The organism is Xanthomonas sp. F4, assembly GCF_011761895.1.
Genome location: NZ_JAASQX010000004.1, coordinates 62,181 through 78,412, shown reverse-complemented (window position 1 = coordinate 78,412; position 16,232 = coordinate 62,181). Strand labels below are relative to the sequence as shown.

The window sequence follows — 16,232 nt, the reverse complement described above, 5'->3', positions numbered from 1 at the left end:
TGCTTAGCGCGACGGGCGTTCCTGGTAGAGCCCGTCGCGGCTGAAGCCGCTCTTACAAGACCCCCGGCGCGTCCTGCTGGTCGCTGGCGAAAACGCGTGCTGGATGCCACCAGACGCGGCGGCACACCTGCATCGCTCCGGGACCGACGCGCAACTGCAACGACCCCAGGAGCGCGGCAGGATGCAAGGTTAACGGCGTGTGGCCATGGCCGCCGCGCCTCGATCATCCGGGCCAGAAGCCGTATAGCACCCGATGGGACCGGCCGACTGCCCGCGTCCGCTCGCTCAGCGCCGCAAGGCCGGCGGCAGTGCCGGCAGGCGCGCCAGGAACGCGGGTGCCAAGCCCTTGTAGCGCGCATAGCGCTCGTCCATGCGCCGTGGCACCAGGATGCGTGCGCCGAACATGCCCCAGATCAGCATCACCAGGAACACGGCGCCTCCCAGCCAGAACCCGCCCTCGTCGCCGACGGCGAATCCCAGCACCGGACCCACCAGGAAGGCAGCGGCGCTCAACAGGATGAACCGGTTGCGCCGGCGGCGATGCTCCGCGCACATCCCCAGCACGTGGCTGCTGCGCTTGCGCGCGACCAACGCCGCAATCGCATAGACCAGGATGCTCACCAGGATCAGTGCGTACCAGCCTGGCGCGTGCCAGTAGAAGGTGCGCTTCTTCAGCTCGTCGTTGCGTAGCGCCACCCCGCACTTCACGCAATGCGGCGGGAACGGCGCGTCGCGCAGGCACAGCAGTTCGTTGCCGTCGCGCCATAGCGTCTCGCCCGGCAGCGGCGGCGGCAGGCTGGACGAGGTGGCGACGCTTGGCGCCTGGTATGGATTGAAACTGCCCTGCTCGGTCATGGCCTGCGCCCCCTGCGCCCCCTGCGCGCCGTGTCGCCCGCGTGGCGCGGACGAATCGGCGGGCATGGTAGCGCGGCCGATGCACGCCATGAGCGCCTTCGATCGGACGGCGCCAGGAGTGGCCGGCGGCCGAGGCCGGCGCGTGGGACGAGCACGGGCGCATGCTCACGCACGGCCCGCGGACGCGCTCAGCGTTCGACGATCGCCACCACGCCCATGCCGCCGGCGGTGCAGATCGAGATCAGCGCGCGGCCACCGCCGCGTTCGACCAACTGCTTGGCGACGGTGCCGACGATGCGCGCGCCGGTGGCGGCAAAGGGGTGGCCAGTGGCCAGCGACGAGCCCACCGGATTGATCTTGGCCGGGTCGATCTGCCCCAGCGGCGCATCCAGGCCCAGCCGGGTGCGGCAGTAATCCTCGCTCTCCCAGGCGCGCAACGTGCACAGCACCTGCGCGGCAAAAGCTTCGTGGATCTCGTAGATGTCGAAGTCCTGCAGGCGCAGGCCATGGCGCTTGAGCATCTCCGGCACGGCCACGGTCGGGGCCATCAGCAGGCCTTCGCCGTGCACGAAATCCACCGCCGACACCTGCGCATCGCGCAGATAGGCCATCGGCACGTGGCCATGCGCCTGCGCCCATTCTTCCGAGGCCAGCAGCACCGCGGCGGCACCGTCGGTCAGCGGGGTCGAATTGGCCGCGGTCAGGGTGCCGCGGCCGCTGATCTTGTCGAACGCCGGCTTCAGCGTGGCCAGCTTCTCCAGCGAGGTGTCCGCGCGCAGGATGTTGTCGCGCTCCACGCCGCGGAACGGCGCGATCAGGTCGGCGAAGAAGCCGCGCTCGTAGGCGGCGGCCAGCTTGTGGTGCGAGGACACCGCCCAGGCGTCCTGCGAATCGCGGGAGATGTTCCACTGCTTGGCCATGTCCTCGCAGTGGTCGCCCATGCTCTTGCCGGTGCGCGGCTCGGCCACCCCGGGGAACTCGGGCTTGAGCTCGGCGAACTTGAAGCCGCGGGTCAGCGCGCGCAGCTTGTCGCCCGCGCTCTTGGCGCGGTTGGCCGCCAGCAGCCGCGCGCGCAGCTTCTTGCCGTAGACGATCGGCACTTCGGAGGTGGTGTCCGAGCCGCCGCCGATGCCCGACTCGATCTGCCCCAGCGCGATCTTGTTGGCCACGGTGATGATGCTGTCCAGGCTGGTGCCGCAGGCGCGCTGCAGGGTGATGCCCGGGGTCAGCGGCGACAGCCCGGAGGACAGCGCGGCCTCGCGGCCCAGGTTCCAGTCGCTGGAATGCTTGATCACCGCACCCATCGCCACTTCGCCAAGCTGCTGCCCATGCAAGCCGTAACGCTCGACCAGCGCGCCCAGCGTGCGCACCGACATGCCGAGGTTCCCGACATCCGCATACGCCGTGTTCTGCCGGCAAAACGGAATGCGGACGCCGCCGAGAATGGCGACGGGACGGGCTGCTGGCATGGGATTACCTCGCGCGAGGGGAGTCGGGGACATGGCCTGCACGTTAGCGCAGGCATAATGAAGCGAGTGTAGCTATGCGCCCGCGACGGGCCAACCGCCAATCCCCATGACCGAAGCCTTCGCCAACAGCCATGCCCGCGGGGTCATCGCCCTGGAATTGTCCTCCGGGCGCGAACCGGCGCATCCGGCGCTGCCGCACACCCAGGCCGCCGAGCTGGCCGAGAAGGTCGGCCGCGACCTGGCGCAGCTGGTGCCGGCGGTGCGCGATCTGGAGCTGAGCCTGGCCGGCGCGCATTTCGACCCGGCCGAAGCATTGCGACCGGGCTGGCCGCTGCACCGGCGCCTGGAAGAACTCAGCGCTCGTGCGCCAGGCCGCGCCGATGGCCCGCGCCTGCTGGCCTTCGGCACCGATGCCGACGGCAGTGTGCCGCTGCCATTCCAGGCCGACGCCGGTCTGCGCGGCGGCGCGCTGCGGATCGTGCCCTTCCTGCTCAGCGGCCCCGACGACACCGTGCAGGCGGTGGCCGCGGCGCTGGAGGAGGTGCTGCTGGCGCAGGGCATGGCCCAGGCCGACACCGCGCTGCTAGCGCAGCAGGGCTTTGGCGCGCAGGTCGAGCACGCCCGCTACCTGACAGGCAACGACCTGGCGGCGATGATGTCGATGCAGTACGACAATCAGGGCCTGGCGCCGCTGTGGCCGTTGATCGAGACTGCACTGCTGGCGCCGGACCAGGAAGAATGGCTGCAGGCCCCGCCCGAGCCGCTGCTGCGCTACCGCGGCGGCGAGGTGCGCATGGCCCTGTTCGATCCGGCCAGTTGGTGCGCGCACTACGCCTACGACCGCCAGGATTGCGAACGCCTGCAGCGCGTCTACGAGCAGTATCTGGCCCGGCAGCGGCAACTGGCCGCGGTGCTGGAGGCCCACGGCCTGCCGGTGCTGTACGTGCACTGCGAGAGCGGGCAGGACGCGAAGCAGGCGCTGTTGGCGGCCTGAGCCGCGTTGGCGTGGCGCCGGGACGTGCACCGCCCGGCCGGAGCACGCGGACCGACCTGCCCTTCGAGCGGACACGCGCTACGTCGACACGACGATCCCGGTCCAGCTACAGCCGACATGGCGACATGGCGACATGGCCAGATGTGTGCGGACATCGGCATGTCGCATCATCCGTGGCATTGTCTGAGCACTGCGGCGTTGTCGCGGTGTACCCGTGCCTGATTCTTAGCGAGAACATCCATGCACAACGTACTGACCGTGGAAACGCTGTGCGAACGCCAGCAGGCGGGCGAACACCTCACGTGCGTCTACTTCTGGGGGCACACGCCGAAGCAGGCCGGCGCCATCGACCGCAGTTGCTTCAGCCAATGGTTCGAGGCGCCCTTCGTGCTCGATTCGGTGTCCTACCCGACGGCCGAGCACTACATGATGGCCGGGAAGGCGCGGCTATTCGGCGATCACGCAGCCTGCGCCCGCATTCTGGCCGCATCCCACCCAAAGGAAGCAAAGGCGATCGGGCGGGAGATCCACGGTTTCGATGAACCGACCTGGCGCGACGCCCGCATGCAGTTGGTCATCGAGGGCAACCTGGGCAAGTTCGGTCAACATGCGGCGCTGAAAGCCTTCCTGCTCGGGACCGGGGATCACGTGTTGGTCGAAGCCAGCCCGGTCGACCGGATCTGGGGCATCGGCCTGGCCGCGGACGACCCGCGCGCAGCCGACCCGAGGACGTGGCAGGGCGAGAATCTACTGGGCTTCGCCCTGATGCAGGTTCGCCAGCAGCTGGCGGAATCAGGTCATCACTGATCGCGGCGCTGCTGCGACACAAAGACGCGGCCCGCCGCGCCGCCGATTGCCCAGCGGCGTTGAGGCAGGTCGACATCCAATGCCCGGGGATACCGGCGCCCGCACACGCGGACGCCGGCATCGTGACCATCCAGCGGTTGCTTACTGCGCCGGCGCAGCCGCGGCGTCGCCCTTGATCACGCCGCAGGCCAGACGGCCGCCGGCGTTGCCGGTGGGCTGGCTCTTGTAGTCGTCCGGGTCGGCGTGGACGATCACCGCGTGGTTGAGGATGTCGAAACCATCGCCCTTGCCGATGTTGACGTTGTTGGACACCGCCGCATCGATGGTCGCCTTGCCCTCGGCATCGGCCTTGAGGTTCGGCATGTCGCCGCCGTGGTGCGGATCGCTGCCGACCTGGCCGTGCTCGGTCTTGGCCGGATTGAAGTGGCCGCCGGCGCTGCTGCCGTCGGGCGCGCTGCAATCGCCGAACTCGTGGATGTGGAAGCCGTGCTCGCTGTTGGGCTTGAGCCCGGTGATGGTGCCGGTGACGTGCACGGCGCCGTCGACGGTGGTGAACTTGACCTCGCCGGCCACTTCGTTGCCCTGGGTCGGGCTGAGCGAGGCGCTGGCGCTGCCGGTGGCATTGGACGTGGCCGGCGGTGCGCTCGCCGCGGGGGCGGCAGCGGGTTCGGGGGTCGCCGCTGGCGTGGTTGCCGGCTCTTCGCGCTTGCAGGCGCTCAGCGCCAGGGTGGTGGCCAGGAACAACAGACTGGGAAGGGTACGACGCACGGGGGTTCTCCTTCGTTGCAGAGCCGCAGGATGCGGACGGACCTCCCAGGCGGACCCGGGCGGCAGTATCGAAGCGATGTCAGCGCAGCGGGCGAATCACGCCGCAGGCCACGCGTGCGCCGGCGTTGCCGGCCGGTTGGCTGCGGTAGTCGTCCGGATCGGCATGCGCCACCAGCGCGCGGCCGACGATGTCGTTGGCCGCGCCGCCGCCGAGCACCACGCCATGCAGCAGCGCGTCGATCTGCGCGGTGCCATCGGCATTGGCGTTGAGGTTGTCCATGTCGCCGGCGTGGTGCGGGCCGTTGCCGGCGCGGCCATGCGGTGCCCCGAGCGGATTGAAGTGGCCGCCGGCGCTGCTGGCATCGGCCGCGCTGCAATCGCCGCGCTCGTGCACGTGGAAGGCGAAGCTGCGGTTGGGCTGCAGGCCGCCGAGCGTGCCGGTGATGCGCACGCCACCCGGGGCCGCGACCAGCGACAGCTTGCCGCTGACCAGGCTGCCGGAGGCAGGCGCCAGCACAGCCTGCGCCTGCTGCACCGTACCGGCGATGGGCAACGGCGTCGCCTTGGGCGGCGGTGGCGGCGCCTTGGGTGGCGCGCTGCTGCACGCGGCCAGCATCAACAAGGCGCTCGCGGCGAGGGGCAATCCATAACGCATCGACATCGACTCCTGTGTCAGGGCGAAACTAGAGGGGCAGCCGTGCAGACCTCATGAAGGCGCACGGGGCGCAGTCTAATCGGCGGGATTGGGGATTGGGGATTCGCAACGGCGATGTCCGCTGTGCGGGCGGGTGCGTCCCGCTGCATGGAACGCTTGCTGCGGCATGGCGTGACAGGGCAGTGCACCGAGCTGCATGGCGCCCGCTTTTGCGAATCCCCAATCCCCAATTCCCAATCCCGATCCTCAGCGCCGGCGCCGCCCAGGCCCCAACTTGCGGGTGACGGTGTTGCGGCCCACGCCCAGGCGGGCGGCGGCCTCGGCGCGGCGGCCCTGGGTGAAGCGCAGCGCCACTTCCAGCAGCGCCTTGTCGAAGCGTTCGCGGGCTTCGGCGTGCAGGCCCTCGGCGCCGTCGGACAGGCGCTGCTGCGCCCAGGCCGACAACTGCGTGTCCCACTCGCCGCCGTCGCCGCTGCGCTCGCGGCGGCCGCCGCGCAGCAGGGCGGCCTCGACGTCGCCGGCATCGATGATCTCCGCCGGCGCCAGCGCGGCCAGGCGCCAGCACACGTTCTCCAGTTCGCGCACGTTGCCCGGCCACGGATAGGCGCGCAGCGCGTCCAGCGCCGCTGGCGCCAGCCGCTTGGGCGGGGTGTCGAGCTTGCGCGCGGCCATCGCCAGGAAGTTCTCGGCCAGTTGCGGCACGTCGGCGCGGCGCTCGCGCAACGGCGGCAACTGCAACCGCACCACGTCCAGGCGATGCAGCAGGTCGGCGCGGAAGCGGCCCTGTTCGACCAGCGCCTCCAGGTCCTGGTGGGTGGCGGCGATGACCCGCACGTCGACCCGGATCAGTTCGCGGCCGCCGACGCGGAAGAATTCGTTCTCGGCCAGCACGCGCAGCAGCCGGGTCTGCAGCGGCAACGGCATGTCGCCGATCTCGTCGAGGAACAGGGTGCCGCCGTCGGCCTGCTCGAAACGGCCGATGTGGCGGCGCTGGGCGCCGGTGAAGGCGCCGGCCTCGTGGCCGAACAGTTCGCTCTCCAGCAGTTCGGCCGGAATCGCGGCGGTGTTGAGCGCGACGAACGGCTTGCGCGCGCGCGGCGACTCGGTGTGCAGGGCATGCGCGACCAGTTCCTTGCCGGTACCGGTCTCGCCGTTGATCAGCACCGACAGCGGCGCCTGCGCCAGCCGGCCGATCGCGCGGAACAGCGCGCGCATCGCCGGGGTGTCGCCGATCAGTTCGGCGCTGCCCTGCCCGGCCGGCACCACCGCCGGCGTCGCGGCGATGGCACTGCCGGCATCGGGCAGCGCACGCGCGGCCAGCGCCACCGCATCGTCCAGGTCGAACGGCTTGGACAGGAACTCGTGGGCGCCGCCGCGGAACGCGCCGGCGGTGCTGGCCACGTCGGTGTAGGCGGACATGACGATCACCGGCAGTTGCGGATGCGCGGCCTTGAGCTTGTCCAGCAGCACCAGGCCATCGTCGCCGGGCATGCGCACGTCGGTGAACAGCAGGTCGGGCATGGGCCGCTGCGCCAGCGCCTGCAGCGCGGCGGCGGCGCTGTCGAAGCCGTCGACGCTGTAGCCGGCGTCGCGCAGCGCGGTGGACAACACGAAGCGCACCGAACGGTCGTCGTCGACCACCCAGATACGTTGCGTTCCTTGCAGGGAATCGGTCATCGCAGTGCTCCTAATCGGTGTCCGCTGCGCGCTGCGGCAGCAGCAGGGTGAACACGGTGTGGCCGGGGCGGGAGCGGTAGGTCAGCGAGCCGGCATGCTCGCGCGCCACCTGCTGGGCCAGCGCCAGGCCCAGGCCGCTGCCCTCGGCGCGGCCGCTGACCAGCGGCAGGAACAGGTGTTCGGCCAGTTCCTCGGGCACGCCGCGGCCGTCGTCGACGATCTCCAGGCGCAGGCCGCGCGCATGCACGCGGTCGCGGATGCGCTGGCCGTGCTCGACGCGGGTGCGCAGGGTGACCTGGGCGGCGCCGGCCTGGATCGCGTTGCGCACCAGGTTCCACACCGCCTGGGTGAGGCGGTCGGCATCGCCCAGGAATTCGGGGATGCTGGGGTCGTAGTCGCGCTGCAGGCGCACCGACCAGCCGCCTTCGTTCTCGGCCAGGCGCAGCACCCGTTCCAGCACCGCATGGATGTTGAGCATGGCGTGCGGCCGCGCCGGCGCCGGCGACAGCAACTGGTCGAGCAGGCTGTTGAGGCGCTCGATCTCGGCGCCGATCAGCTCGATCAGTTCGCGCTCGTCCTCGTCGCGGTGCTGGGCGCGGCGTGCCAGCAATTGCGCCGCCCCCTTGAGCCCGGCCAGCGGATTGCGCAGTTCGTGGGCCAGGCCCTTGAGCGCCGCGCTGAGCGCGTTCGGCAGGGCCTGCGCCGGATCCAGCGTGGGGAATTCGTCGACCGGATGCGCTTCCAACAGCCAGCCGCCATCGTCCAGCCGCGACAGCCAGCCCTCGGCGAAGCGTGGGGGCTCGCCGGGCACGGCCAGGGCCATGCGATGCAGGCGCAGCACGTCGCGTTCGTCGTTGCGCAGAAACCGCGCCAGCGCATCGCCCTGCACTTCCAGCGAGGCCAGCGGCTGGTCGAGCAGGCGCCGCACGCTGACCCCGAGCCAGCGTGCGAAGGCGGGATTGGCGCCGCGCAGGCGGCCGTCGGTATCGGCCCAGACCACCGGAGTGCCGAGCGCGGAAAGAGGGGGCGGCGTGATGTTCATGGCCATTGCACCAATGTAGTGCAAAGCCTGGCAGGCGGCACGGGCGAGCGGCGCATGGCGCGCACCCTGTCCATGCGGACGGCGCGGCGTATGGACGCTCCCGCGCCGGCTGGCGGTACTGCTCGGCCTTGGACCGCGCCGCAGAGAGCGGTGTTGCGACAACAGGGGGCTGTGGCGAGGCAAATGGCCACGCGGAATACCTCGATCGCTGGAGAATGGCCGGCGCTTCCCCCCAGGAAGCGCCGGCGAAGGCCGCGGTTGCGAGGGCCGGCCGCCAGGGCCGGCCGCACGCACTGCGACAAGGCCCGCGACCGCCGTCGCGGGCCGGCGAACCTCAGGACTCGTAGGCCGATTCGCCATGCGAGGTGATGTCCAGACCCTCGCGCTCGGCGTCTTCCGGCACGCGCAGGCCGATCACCAGCTTTGCGATCAGGAAGCCGACCACCGAGACCACGCCGATCCAGCCGACGGTGATCAGCACGCCTTCGGCCTGCACCAGCACCTGATGGCCCATGGTCACGCCCTCGGCGTAGCCCATGCCGCCCAGCGCCTTGTCGGTGAACACGCCGGTGAGGATCGCGCCGACGATGCCGCCGACGCCGTGCACCCCGAACACGTCCAGGGTGTCGTCGGCATTGAGCAGCTTCTTCAGCCCGGTCACGCCCCACACGCAGATCACGCCGGCGGCCACGCCGATCGCGATGGCGCCGAACGGCCCCACGGTGCCGGCGGCCGGGGTGATGCCGACCAGGCCGGCGACCATGCCCGAGGCCACGCCCAGCGCCGAGGACTTGCCCTTGACCACCTTCTCCGTCAGCGACCACGCCAGCACCGCCGCGGCGGTGGCCAGCAGGGTGTTGAGGAAGGCCAGCGCCGCGGTGGCGTTGGCTTCCAGCGCCGAGCCGGCGTTGAAGCCGAACCAGCCCACCCACAGCAGCGAAGCGCCGACGAAGGTCAGCGTCACGTTGTGCGGCTTCAGCGCGGTGTGGCCGAAGCCCAGGCGCTTGCCGACGAAGTAGGAACCGACCAGGCCGGCCACGCCGGCGTTGATGTGGACCACGGTGCCGCCGGCGAAATCCAGCGCGCCCTTGCCGAACAGGAAGCCCGGGGCCGACCACACCATGTGCGCCAGCGGCAGATAGCCGAAGGTGAACCAGATGACCACGAACAGCAGCACCGCGGCGAACTTCACCCGCTCGGCGAAGGCGCCGACGATCAGCGCGCCGGTAATGCCGGCGAAGGTCAGCTGGAAGGCGACGAACACGTACTCCGGCAGCTTGAAGCCCTTGGAGAAGGTGTCGGCCAGCGTGGTGGTGTCGACGCCGGTGAGCAGCGCCTTGTGCAGCGTGCCGATGAACGGACCGCCGTCGGCGAATGCCAGGCTATAGCCGTACACCACCCACAGCACCGCGATCAGCGAGAACACCACGCCGACCTGGATCAGCACCGACAGCACGTTCTTGGCGCGGACCATGCCGCCGTAGAACAACGCCAGGCCGGGCACCACCATCAGCAGCACCAGCAGCGTGGACGTGAGCATCCAGGCGACGTCGCCCTTGTCCACCACCGGCGCGGCCGCAGCCGGTGCCGGCGCGGCGGCCGGCGCGGGCGGCGGCGTCAGTTGTTCGGTGACCACATCCGGCGTCGGCGCCGGGCTGACTTCGGCCTGGGCGAAGGCGTTGCCGGGCACGCCGACCGCCATCGCGCTGACCAGCATCAGCATGCATACCGCGTAGAACCGGGCCTTCCACCCGGCGAACAGACCTGTCTTCATGAAGGGCTCCAAGGTGGGGTTAGAGCGCATCGGCGCCGATTTCGCCGGTACGGATGCGGATGACCTGTTCGATCGCGGTGACGAAGATCTTGCCGTCGCCGATCTTGCCGGTGCCGGCCGCGCCCTGGATCGCCTCGACCACGGCGTCCAGACGCTCGTCGGTCACCACGGTCTCGATCTTGATCTTGGGCAGGAAGTCGACGACGTATTCGGCACCGCGATACAACTCGGTGTGGCCCTTCTGCCGACCGAAGCCCTTGACCTCGGTGACGGTGATGCCGGACACCCCAGCCTGCGACAAGGCCTCGCGGACCTCGTCGAGCTTGAATGGCCGGATGATGGCGGTGATCAGTTTCATGCGCATACCCCGTTGGTGGAAGGAACCGGCCGCCGAAGGCCGACCGGCACTGGGCCCATCGACCGCGCCGCGAACGGCGCGGGTGCTGCTGCGCGATGCGTTCCGTGGATCACGCCGTGGCCCACCGCACCCGAGGTGCGGCGGCGACGGCGACGTGGGAGGGAACGTGGCCCACGGCACGCAAGCGCTCTGTTGCGCGGTACATCCCCTGGAAAATCGATGACGCGATGGCGGGCGCGGACCACCGGCGCGGCTCCCCAGCCGGGCAGGTGGCGGCGATGGCGAAGGAGGGAGGGGAAGCCTTCGCCATCGCCGCGCGTGGAACTCAGTTGGCGTAGTACAGCTGGTATTCCAGCGGGTGCGTGGCCGCGCGGAACTTGGTCACTTCCTGCATCTTCAGCGCGATGTAGCCGTCGATGAAGTCGTCGCTGAACACGCCGCCGGCCTTGAGGAACTCACGGTCGGCATCCAGCGCTTCCAGCGCCTGGTCGAGGCTGGAGCACACCTGCGGGATCTGCTTCTCCTCTTCCGGCGGCAGGTCGTACAGATCCTTGTCGCTGGGCGCGCCCGGATCGATCTGGTTCTTGATGCCGTCCAGGCCGGCCATCATCAGCGCGGCGAAGGTCAGGTAGCCGGACTGCAGCGGATCCGGGAAGCGGATCTCGATGCGGCGCGCCTTCGGGTTGGACACCCACGGAATGCGGCACGAGGCCGAACGGTTGCGCGCCGAGTAGGCCAGCATCACCGGCGCCTCGAAGCCCGGCACCAGGCGCTTGTAGCTGTTGGTACCGGAGTTGGTGAAGGCGTTGATCGCCTTGGCGTGCTTGAAGATGCCGCCGATGTACCACAGCGCCATCTGCGACAGGCCGCCGTAGCCGTCGCCGGAGAACAGGTTGGTGCCGCCCTTGGCCAGCGACTGGTGCACGTGCATGCCCGAGCCGTTGTCGCCGACGATCGGCTTGGGCATGAAGGTCGCGGTCTTGCCGTTGCGGTAGGCGACGTTCTTGATGATGTACTTCATCATCATCAGCTCGTCGGCCTTCTTCACCAGCGAGTTGAACTTGGTGCCGATCTCGCACTGGCCGGCGGTGGCCACTTCGTGGTGGTGCACTTCGACTTCGATGCCGACCTGCTCCAGGGTCTTGCACATCTCGGCGCGCAGGTCCTGCAGCGAATCGGTCGGCGGCACCGGAAAGTAGCCGCCCTTGACCGCCGGGCGGTAGCCGCTGTTGCCGCCTTCGATCTTGCTGCCGCTGCTCCAGGCCGCCTCTTCCGAGTCGATCTTGAAGAAGGTGTGGCCCATTTCGTTGCCGAAGCGCACGCCGTCGAAGATGAAGAATTCCGGCTCCGGGCCGAAGAACGCCTGGTCGGCGATGCCGCTGGACTTCAGGTAGGCCTCGGCGCGCTTGGCCACGCCGCGCGGGTCGCGGCCGTAGCTCTGCATGGTGGCCGGGTCGAGGATGTCGCAGGTCAGCACCAGGGTCGGATCGGCCATGAACGGATCGACGAAGGCGGTGTCGGCGTCGGGCAGCAGGACCATGTCCGATTCGTTGATGCCCTTCCAGCCGGCGATCGAGCTGCCGTCGAACATCTTGCCTTCCTCGAACAGCGCCGGCTCGATGATGCTGACCGGGAAGGTGACGTGCTGCTGCACGCCGCGCATGTCGACGAAACGCAGATCGACGAACTCGATCTTGTTGTCCTTGACCAGCTTCTCAATAGTTTCCGCAGACATTCGATGCAACCTCGGGTTGTGAAGGGCGTGGGCAAGTATCAGCAATCGCCATGCCAAGCGTGTGGCACTCACAAGCCTTTGATTCTGCTGAAGCGTGCACGCGAACGACGCAAATGCACTGCACCGCAGTGGTGCATTCACAGCTGAACGCACCAAAATTGTGCGCAAGGCGGATGCTCTATCCTTGCGCAGCTTCCCCTCCCCCAAAACGCGACCCTCCCCTCCATGAGCGATCTGTTGTCGGCCCTGCTGCTGGGCATCATCGAAGGCCTGACCGAATTCCTGCCCATCTCCAGCACCGGGCACCTGTTGATCGCCGAGCGCTGGCTCGGCCACCGTTCGGACTTCTTCAACATCGTGATCCAGGCCGGCGCGATCCTGGCCACCACCCTGGTGTTCCGGCAGCGCCTGTGGGACCTGGCCACCGGCCTGGGCGACCGCGCCAACCGCGACTATGCGTTCAAGCTGGGCGCCGCCTTCCTGGTGACCGCGGTGGTCGGCCTGGTGGTGCGCAAGGCCGGCTGGCAGCTACCGGACAGCGTGGAGCCGGTGGCCTGGGCGCTGGTGATCGGCGGCGTGTGGATGCTGGTGGCCGAGTACTTCGCCGCGCGTCTGCCCGAGCGCGAGACGGTGACCTGGACGGTGGCCATCGCGGTCGGCCTAGCGCAGGTGGTGGCGGGCGTGTTCCCCGGCACCTCGCGGTCGGCGGCGACGATCTTCCTGGCGATGCTGCTGGGCCTGAGCAAGCGCTCGGCCGCGGCCGAGTTCGCTTTCCTGGTCGGCATCCCGACCATGTTCGCGGCCAGCGCCTACTCGTTCCTGGAGCTGTACAAGGACGGCGGGCTGGGCAGCGAGAACTGGGGCGACGTGGCGCTGGCCTTCGTCGCCTCGATGGTCACCGGCTTCGTGGTGGTGAAGTGGCTGCTGGGCTACATCAAGTCGCACCGCTTCACCGCGTTCGCGGTGTACCGCATCGTGCTGGGCACGGCGCTGCTGCTGTGGTTGCCGGCGGCGTAAGGGCTAGGTCGGCGAGGCGCTTCGCGCCCCGTACCCTCACCCCACCCCTCTCCCGGCGGGAGAGGGGCTTTGCGGCTTACTTCGCCGCTGGATTGAGGTTGTAGGTGCCGTGCAGGCTGGCTTCGGCCAGCACATGGCCCTGCATGGCGCGCAGTGCGTCGGCGGCGGTGAAGCGCGCCGGGACGTCCAGTCGCGCCACGTCCAGGGCGAACAGGCGGAAGAAGTAGCGGTGCACGCGCAGGTCGTTGGCCGGCGGATACGGGCCGTCGTAGCCGTAGTAGTCCCCGCCCATCGCCGCGTCGCCGGCGAACCAGTCGGTGTAGCTGTTCAGTCCCTGGCGCGCGCCAGCCAGGCCAGGCGGTTGCTGCTTGCCCTTGGCCACCACGCCGTCGCTGGCGCTGCCCTCGGCAATTTCACGCAGGTCGGCCGGCAGGTCCACCGCCACCCAATGCACGAATTCGGTGCGCGGCTGCTCGACCGGGATCTGCACGTCGTCGCGGCCGACCATCTCGGCCACGGTCGGCACGTCCGGATCGACGCACAGCAGCACGAAGGACTGGGTGCCGGCCGGCACCGCGTCCCAGGCCAGGTGGGGATTGCGGTTGCCGCCGAAGCCGTCGGCCTGGCCCATCGCGTAGGTCGCGGCGATGGGCTGACCCGGCTGCAGGCTGTCACTGCGAAGACGCATGCGAAGAACTCCTTGGGGGATCAGGTTTCAGGGTAGCCAAGGCGGACCGCGACCGGCGTCAGCAACGCGAACGCGGCGGCCAGCGGTGCGGCGTAGGCACGCCAGTGGCCGGCGTCCAGGCGCGGCGGGCCGACCGAGGCAATGGCCGGGAACGGTACGCCGAACGCGTCCTGCAGCGCCGCCGCCACGCCGGCCGGATCGTGCTCGGTCCCGTCCAGGCGCACCAGATGGTGCGGATACAGATCCTGTTCGTGCAGGTCGGCGACCTGTGCCAGCACCGCCGCCAGCCACTGCGCACCGGTCTCCGGCGAGGCCAGGCCCAGCGGGGCCGGGGCGCCGTTGGCCAGCCAGTCCAGCAGCATGTCGCGCGGATCGCGCAGCACGATCAGCAGGCGCCCTTCCGGCAGGTGCGGGCGCAGCGCGCGCAGCAGCGCGTTGTCCCACCACAGCAGCCAGTCGACGATGTTGCCGTCGCCGACGCCGCGCGCCGGCAGCTGCGCGCGCCACTCGGCGACCAGCGCCGCACCGTCGAGGGCGCCGCTGTCCAGTTCCTCGACGCTGCGGAAGCGCTGCAGGCCGTCGGTCGGCGGCTGCGGGCCGAAGCGGTCGCCGCGCAGCACCGGGCTGGCCGCGTCGATCACCGCGATCACCCGCTCCACGCCGCTGCCCGGCGCACCCCAGACGAACAGCGGGCGCGCCTGGTTCTGCGGGTCGACCGCGCCCAGCGGCGGCCACTGCGCCGGGGCCTGGCCCAACGGCGGCAGCGGCAGCCGGTGCGGCAGTTGTTCCTGCTGGAAGGCCAGCCAGGTCGCCAGCGCCTCCTCCGGGCGCCCGGCCGCATCCTGCACCGCCGCCAGCCACGGCCGCACCACGGTGCGGTCGCGTTCGGGCAGGCGCTGCATCAGGCCGCGCACGTGGTCGATGGCGGCATCGTGCTCGCCGCGCTCCAGCAGCGCCTCGACCAGGCGTTCCTCGCCGCTGAGCCGGCCCGGTTCCAGCGCCACGATGCGCTGCGCCACGGCCTCGCCCTGGTCGCGCTCGCCGGCCATGTCGTGCACGCGCAGCTGCGCTTCCAGCGCCGGCACGTGCGCCGGCATCGCCGCCTGCCAGCGCGCGATCAGCGCGCGCGCCTCGGGGCCGCCCACCGGCTCCAGGGCCAGCCGCGCCAGCCACAGGTCGTGGGCGTCGGTGGTGGTGGCCAGCGCCGCTTCCAGGGTGGCGCGGGCATCGTCGAGCGTGCCCAGCCGCTGCCAGGCGATCAGCGCGGCGTGCAGGGTGCGGCGGTCGGCCGGTGCCACTGCCAGGGTCCGGCGCAGATGCTCCAGCGCCTCGGCCGGGCGGTCGGCCTGCAAGGCGTACTCGCCGGCCAGCCGGCGCATGTTGGCGGTGTCGCCGGCCGGAGCGGCCAGCACCGCTTCCAGCGCGGTGATCGCATCGTCCAGGCGGCCCTGGCGGTAGGCCAGCTGCGCGACCAGCGCCATCATCGCCGCACTGGTGCCCGGGGTAAGCGCGGCGACACGGCGGAACGCGGTTTCGGCGAACGCGAAATGCTGCTTGTCCAGGTAGGCGAAGCCCAGCGCGTAGAGCAGGCGCGGATCGTCCGGCAGCGCATTGCTGGCGCGCGAGAGCAGCGCCAGCGCGCGGTCGGCATCGCCGCGGCGCAGCGCCAGCATGCCGTCCACGCCGAGCAACTGCGGATGCTCCGGCTGCAGGCGCGCGGCAGTGCGGCTCAGCCGCTCCACTTCGTCCAGGTCGCCGCGGCCCAGCGCCAGGTGCGCGCGCATCACGTAGGCGAGGAATTCGTTGGGATCCAGCGCCGCGGTCTGCGCCAGCGCGTCCTCGGCCTGGGCCAGGTCGTTAGCGCTGACCAGCATGCCGGCATGCAGCAGGTGCAGGCTGGCGTCTTCCGGCGCCAGCGCGATCGCGCGGCCGATGCTGTCCAGGGCGGCGGCGGTGTCGCCATGCTGCTGTTGCGCCAGCGCCAGCCAGCGGAGAGCCTGCGGGTCGTCGCCGGCCTCGGCGGCCCAGGTCTGGGCGAGACGCAGCGCGTCGGCGGTGTCCTGGCGGCGCAGGGCGTCGAGAATGGGCTGGTGCATGTGGGTCCGGCTTTCGGGGCAAACCCGCATTGTAGCGGGAGCGCCCGGCGGCACTGCGGTGGCGCCTACGGCGCGCCGGACCGGTTGCGGATCGATCGCGTAGCGAGGTGCTGCGCGCAGGAAGGCACCACGATCGGCGACGCGCACGGCGCATGGCCTGCGCGCTGCCAAGCATGCGGCACCAGACCCTCGCGCCGCGCAAGACCGCACCATGGATGCATGCAGCCGCGAGAGGATCATCGCCGCTCGGTGCATCCGCACGGTGGCACACGCCTGCCCGCCCGAAACGCCGCTCCA

Annotated in this window: 14 protein-coding genes; 3 read left to right on the top strand and 11 right to left on the bottom strand. The window is 70.3% G+C overall.

Annotation, left to right across the window (positions count from 1 at the left end):
* Positions 1 to 285: 285 nt before the first annotated feature.
* Both FHR66_RS14530 and FHR66_RS14525 read right to left on the bottom strand, forming a co-directional pair.
* Positions 286 to 855 carry a hypothetical protein gene (locus FHR66_RS14530; protein WP_160964672.1) on the bottom strand — a complete coding sequence of 190 codons (570 nt, stop codon included), beginning with the start codon at positions 853 to 855 and terminating at the stop codon, positions 286 to 288.
* Positions 856 to 1,043: 188 nt separating this feature from the next.
* Complete coding sequence (locus FHR66_RS14525; protein WP_160964674.1) at positions 1,044 to 2,324, bottom strand: acetyl-CoA C-acetyltransferase; 1,281 nt, start codon at positions 2,322 to 2,324, stop codon at positions 1,044 to 1,046.
* A 106-nt stretch (positions 2,325 to 2,430) separates the two neighbouring features.
* On the opposite strand from FHR66_RS14525, the gene FHR66_RS14520 reads away from it, so the two are divergent.
* Positions 2,431 to 3,318, top strand: coding sequence for a hypothetical protein (locus tag FHR66_RS14520; protein WP_160964676.1), 888 nt, complete (start codon positions 2,431 to 2,433; stop codon positions 3,316 to 3,318).
* A 240-nt stretch (positions 3,319 to 3,558) separates the two neighbouring features.
* A complete protein-coding gene (locus FHR66_RS14515; RefSeq protein ID WP_160964678.1) occupies positions 3,559 to 4,125 on the top strand; it encodes an NADAR family protein in 567 nt (188 codons plus the stop codon).
* A gap of 141 nt (positions 4,126 to 4,266) precedes the next feature.
* Here the strand turns inward: FHR66_RS14515 and FHR66_RS14510 are convergent, their stop codons facing one another.
* The 7 genes from FHR66_RS14510 to glnA all read right to left on the bottom strand — a co-directional run bounded on the left by FHR66_RS14510 (position 4,267) and on the right by glnA (position 12,134).
* Positions 4,267 to 4,893, bottom strand: a complete 627-nt coding sequence (locus tag FHR66_RS14510; protein ID WP_160964680.1) for a superoxide dismutase family protein — start codon at positions 4,891 to 4,893, stop codon at positions 4,267 to 4,269.
* A gap of 79 nt (positions 4,894 to 4,972) precedes the next feature.
* On the bottom strand, positions 4,973 to 5,548 hold the full coding sequence (locus tag FHR66_RS14505) for a superoxide dismutase family protein (RefSeq protein ID WP_160964682.1): 576 nt from the start codon (positions 5,546 to 5,548) through the stop codon (positions 4,973 to 4,975).
* 246 nt (positions 5,549 to 5,794) lie between these two features.
* Positions 5,795 to 7,225, bottom strand: a complete 1,431-nt coding sequence (gene ntrC / locus FHR66_RS14500; protein ID WP_160964684.1) for a nitrogen regulation protein NR(I) — start codon at positions 7,223 to 7,225, stop codon at positions 5,795 to 5,797.
* A 10-nt stretch (positions 7,226 to 7,235) separates the two neighbouring features.
* On the bottom strand, positions 7,236 to 8,273 hold the full coding sequence (locus tag FHR66_RS14495) for a two-component system sensor histidine kinase NtrB (protein ID WP_425612893.1): 1,038 nt from the start codon (positions 8,271 to 8,273) through the stop codon (positions 7,236 to 7,238).
* Positions 8,274 to 8,601: 328 nt separating this feature from the next.
* Positions 8,602 to 10,041, bottom strand: coding sequence for an ammonium transporter (gene amt / locus FHR66_RS14490; protein ID WP_160964688.1), 1,440 nt, complete (start codon positions 10,039 to 10,041; stop codon positions 8,602 to 8,604).
* 19 nt (positions 10,042 to 10,060) lie between these two features.
* Positions 10,061 to 10,399, bottom strand: a complete 339-nt coding sequence (locus FHR66_RS14485) for a P-II family nitrogen regulator (protein ID WP_160962503.1) — start codon at positions 10,397 to 10,399, stop codon at positions 10,061 to 10,063.
* A 325-nt stretch (positions 10,400 to 10,724) separates the two neighbouring features.
* A complete protein-coding gene (gene glnA / locus FHR66_RS14480) occupies positions 10,725 to 12,134 on the bottom strand; it encodes a type I glutamate--ammonia ligase (RefSeq protein WP_160964690.1) in 1,410 nt (469 codons plus the stop codon).
* 225 nt (positions 12,135 to 12,359) lie between these two features.
* Here glnA and FHR66_RS14475 point away from each other — a divergent pair, with 225 nt between their 5' ends.
* Positions 12,360 to 13,151, top strand: coding sequence for an undecaprenyl-diphosphate phosphatase (locus FHR66_RS14475; protein ID WP_048491647.1), 792 nt, complete (start codon positions 12,360 to 12,362; stop codon positions 13,149 to 13,151).
* A gap of 76 nt (positions 13,152 to 13,227) precedes the next feature.
* Here the strand turns inward: FHR66_RS14475 and FHR66_RS14470 are convergent, their stop codons facing one another.
* Complete coding sequence (locus tag FHR66_RS14470; protein WP_160964692.1) at positions 13,228 to 13,839, bottom strand: YbhB/YbcL family Raf kinase inhibitor-like protein; 612 nt, start codon at positions 13,837 to 13,839, stop codon at positions 13,228 to 13,230.
* Positions 13,840 to 13,859: 20 nt separating this feature from the next.
* Complete coding sequence (locus tag FHR66_RS14465; protein ID WP_160964694.1) at positions 13,860 to 15,935, bottom strand: tetratricopeptide repeat protein; 2,076 nt, start codon at positions 15,933 to 15,935, stop codon at positions 13,860 to 13,862.
* Positions 15,936 to 16,232: the final 297 nt, after the last annotated feature.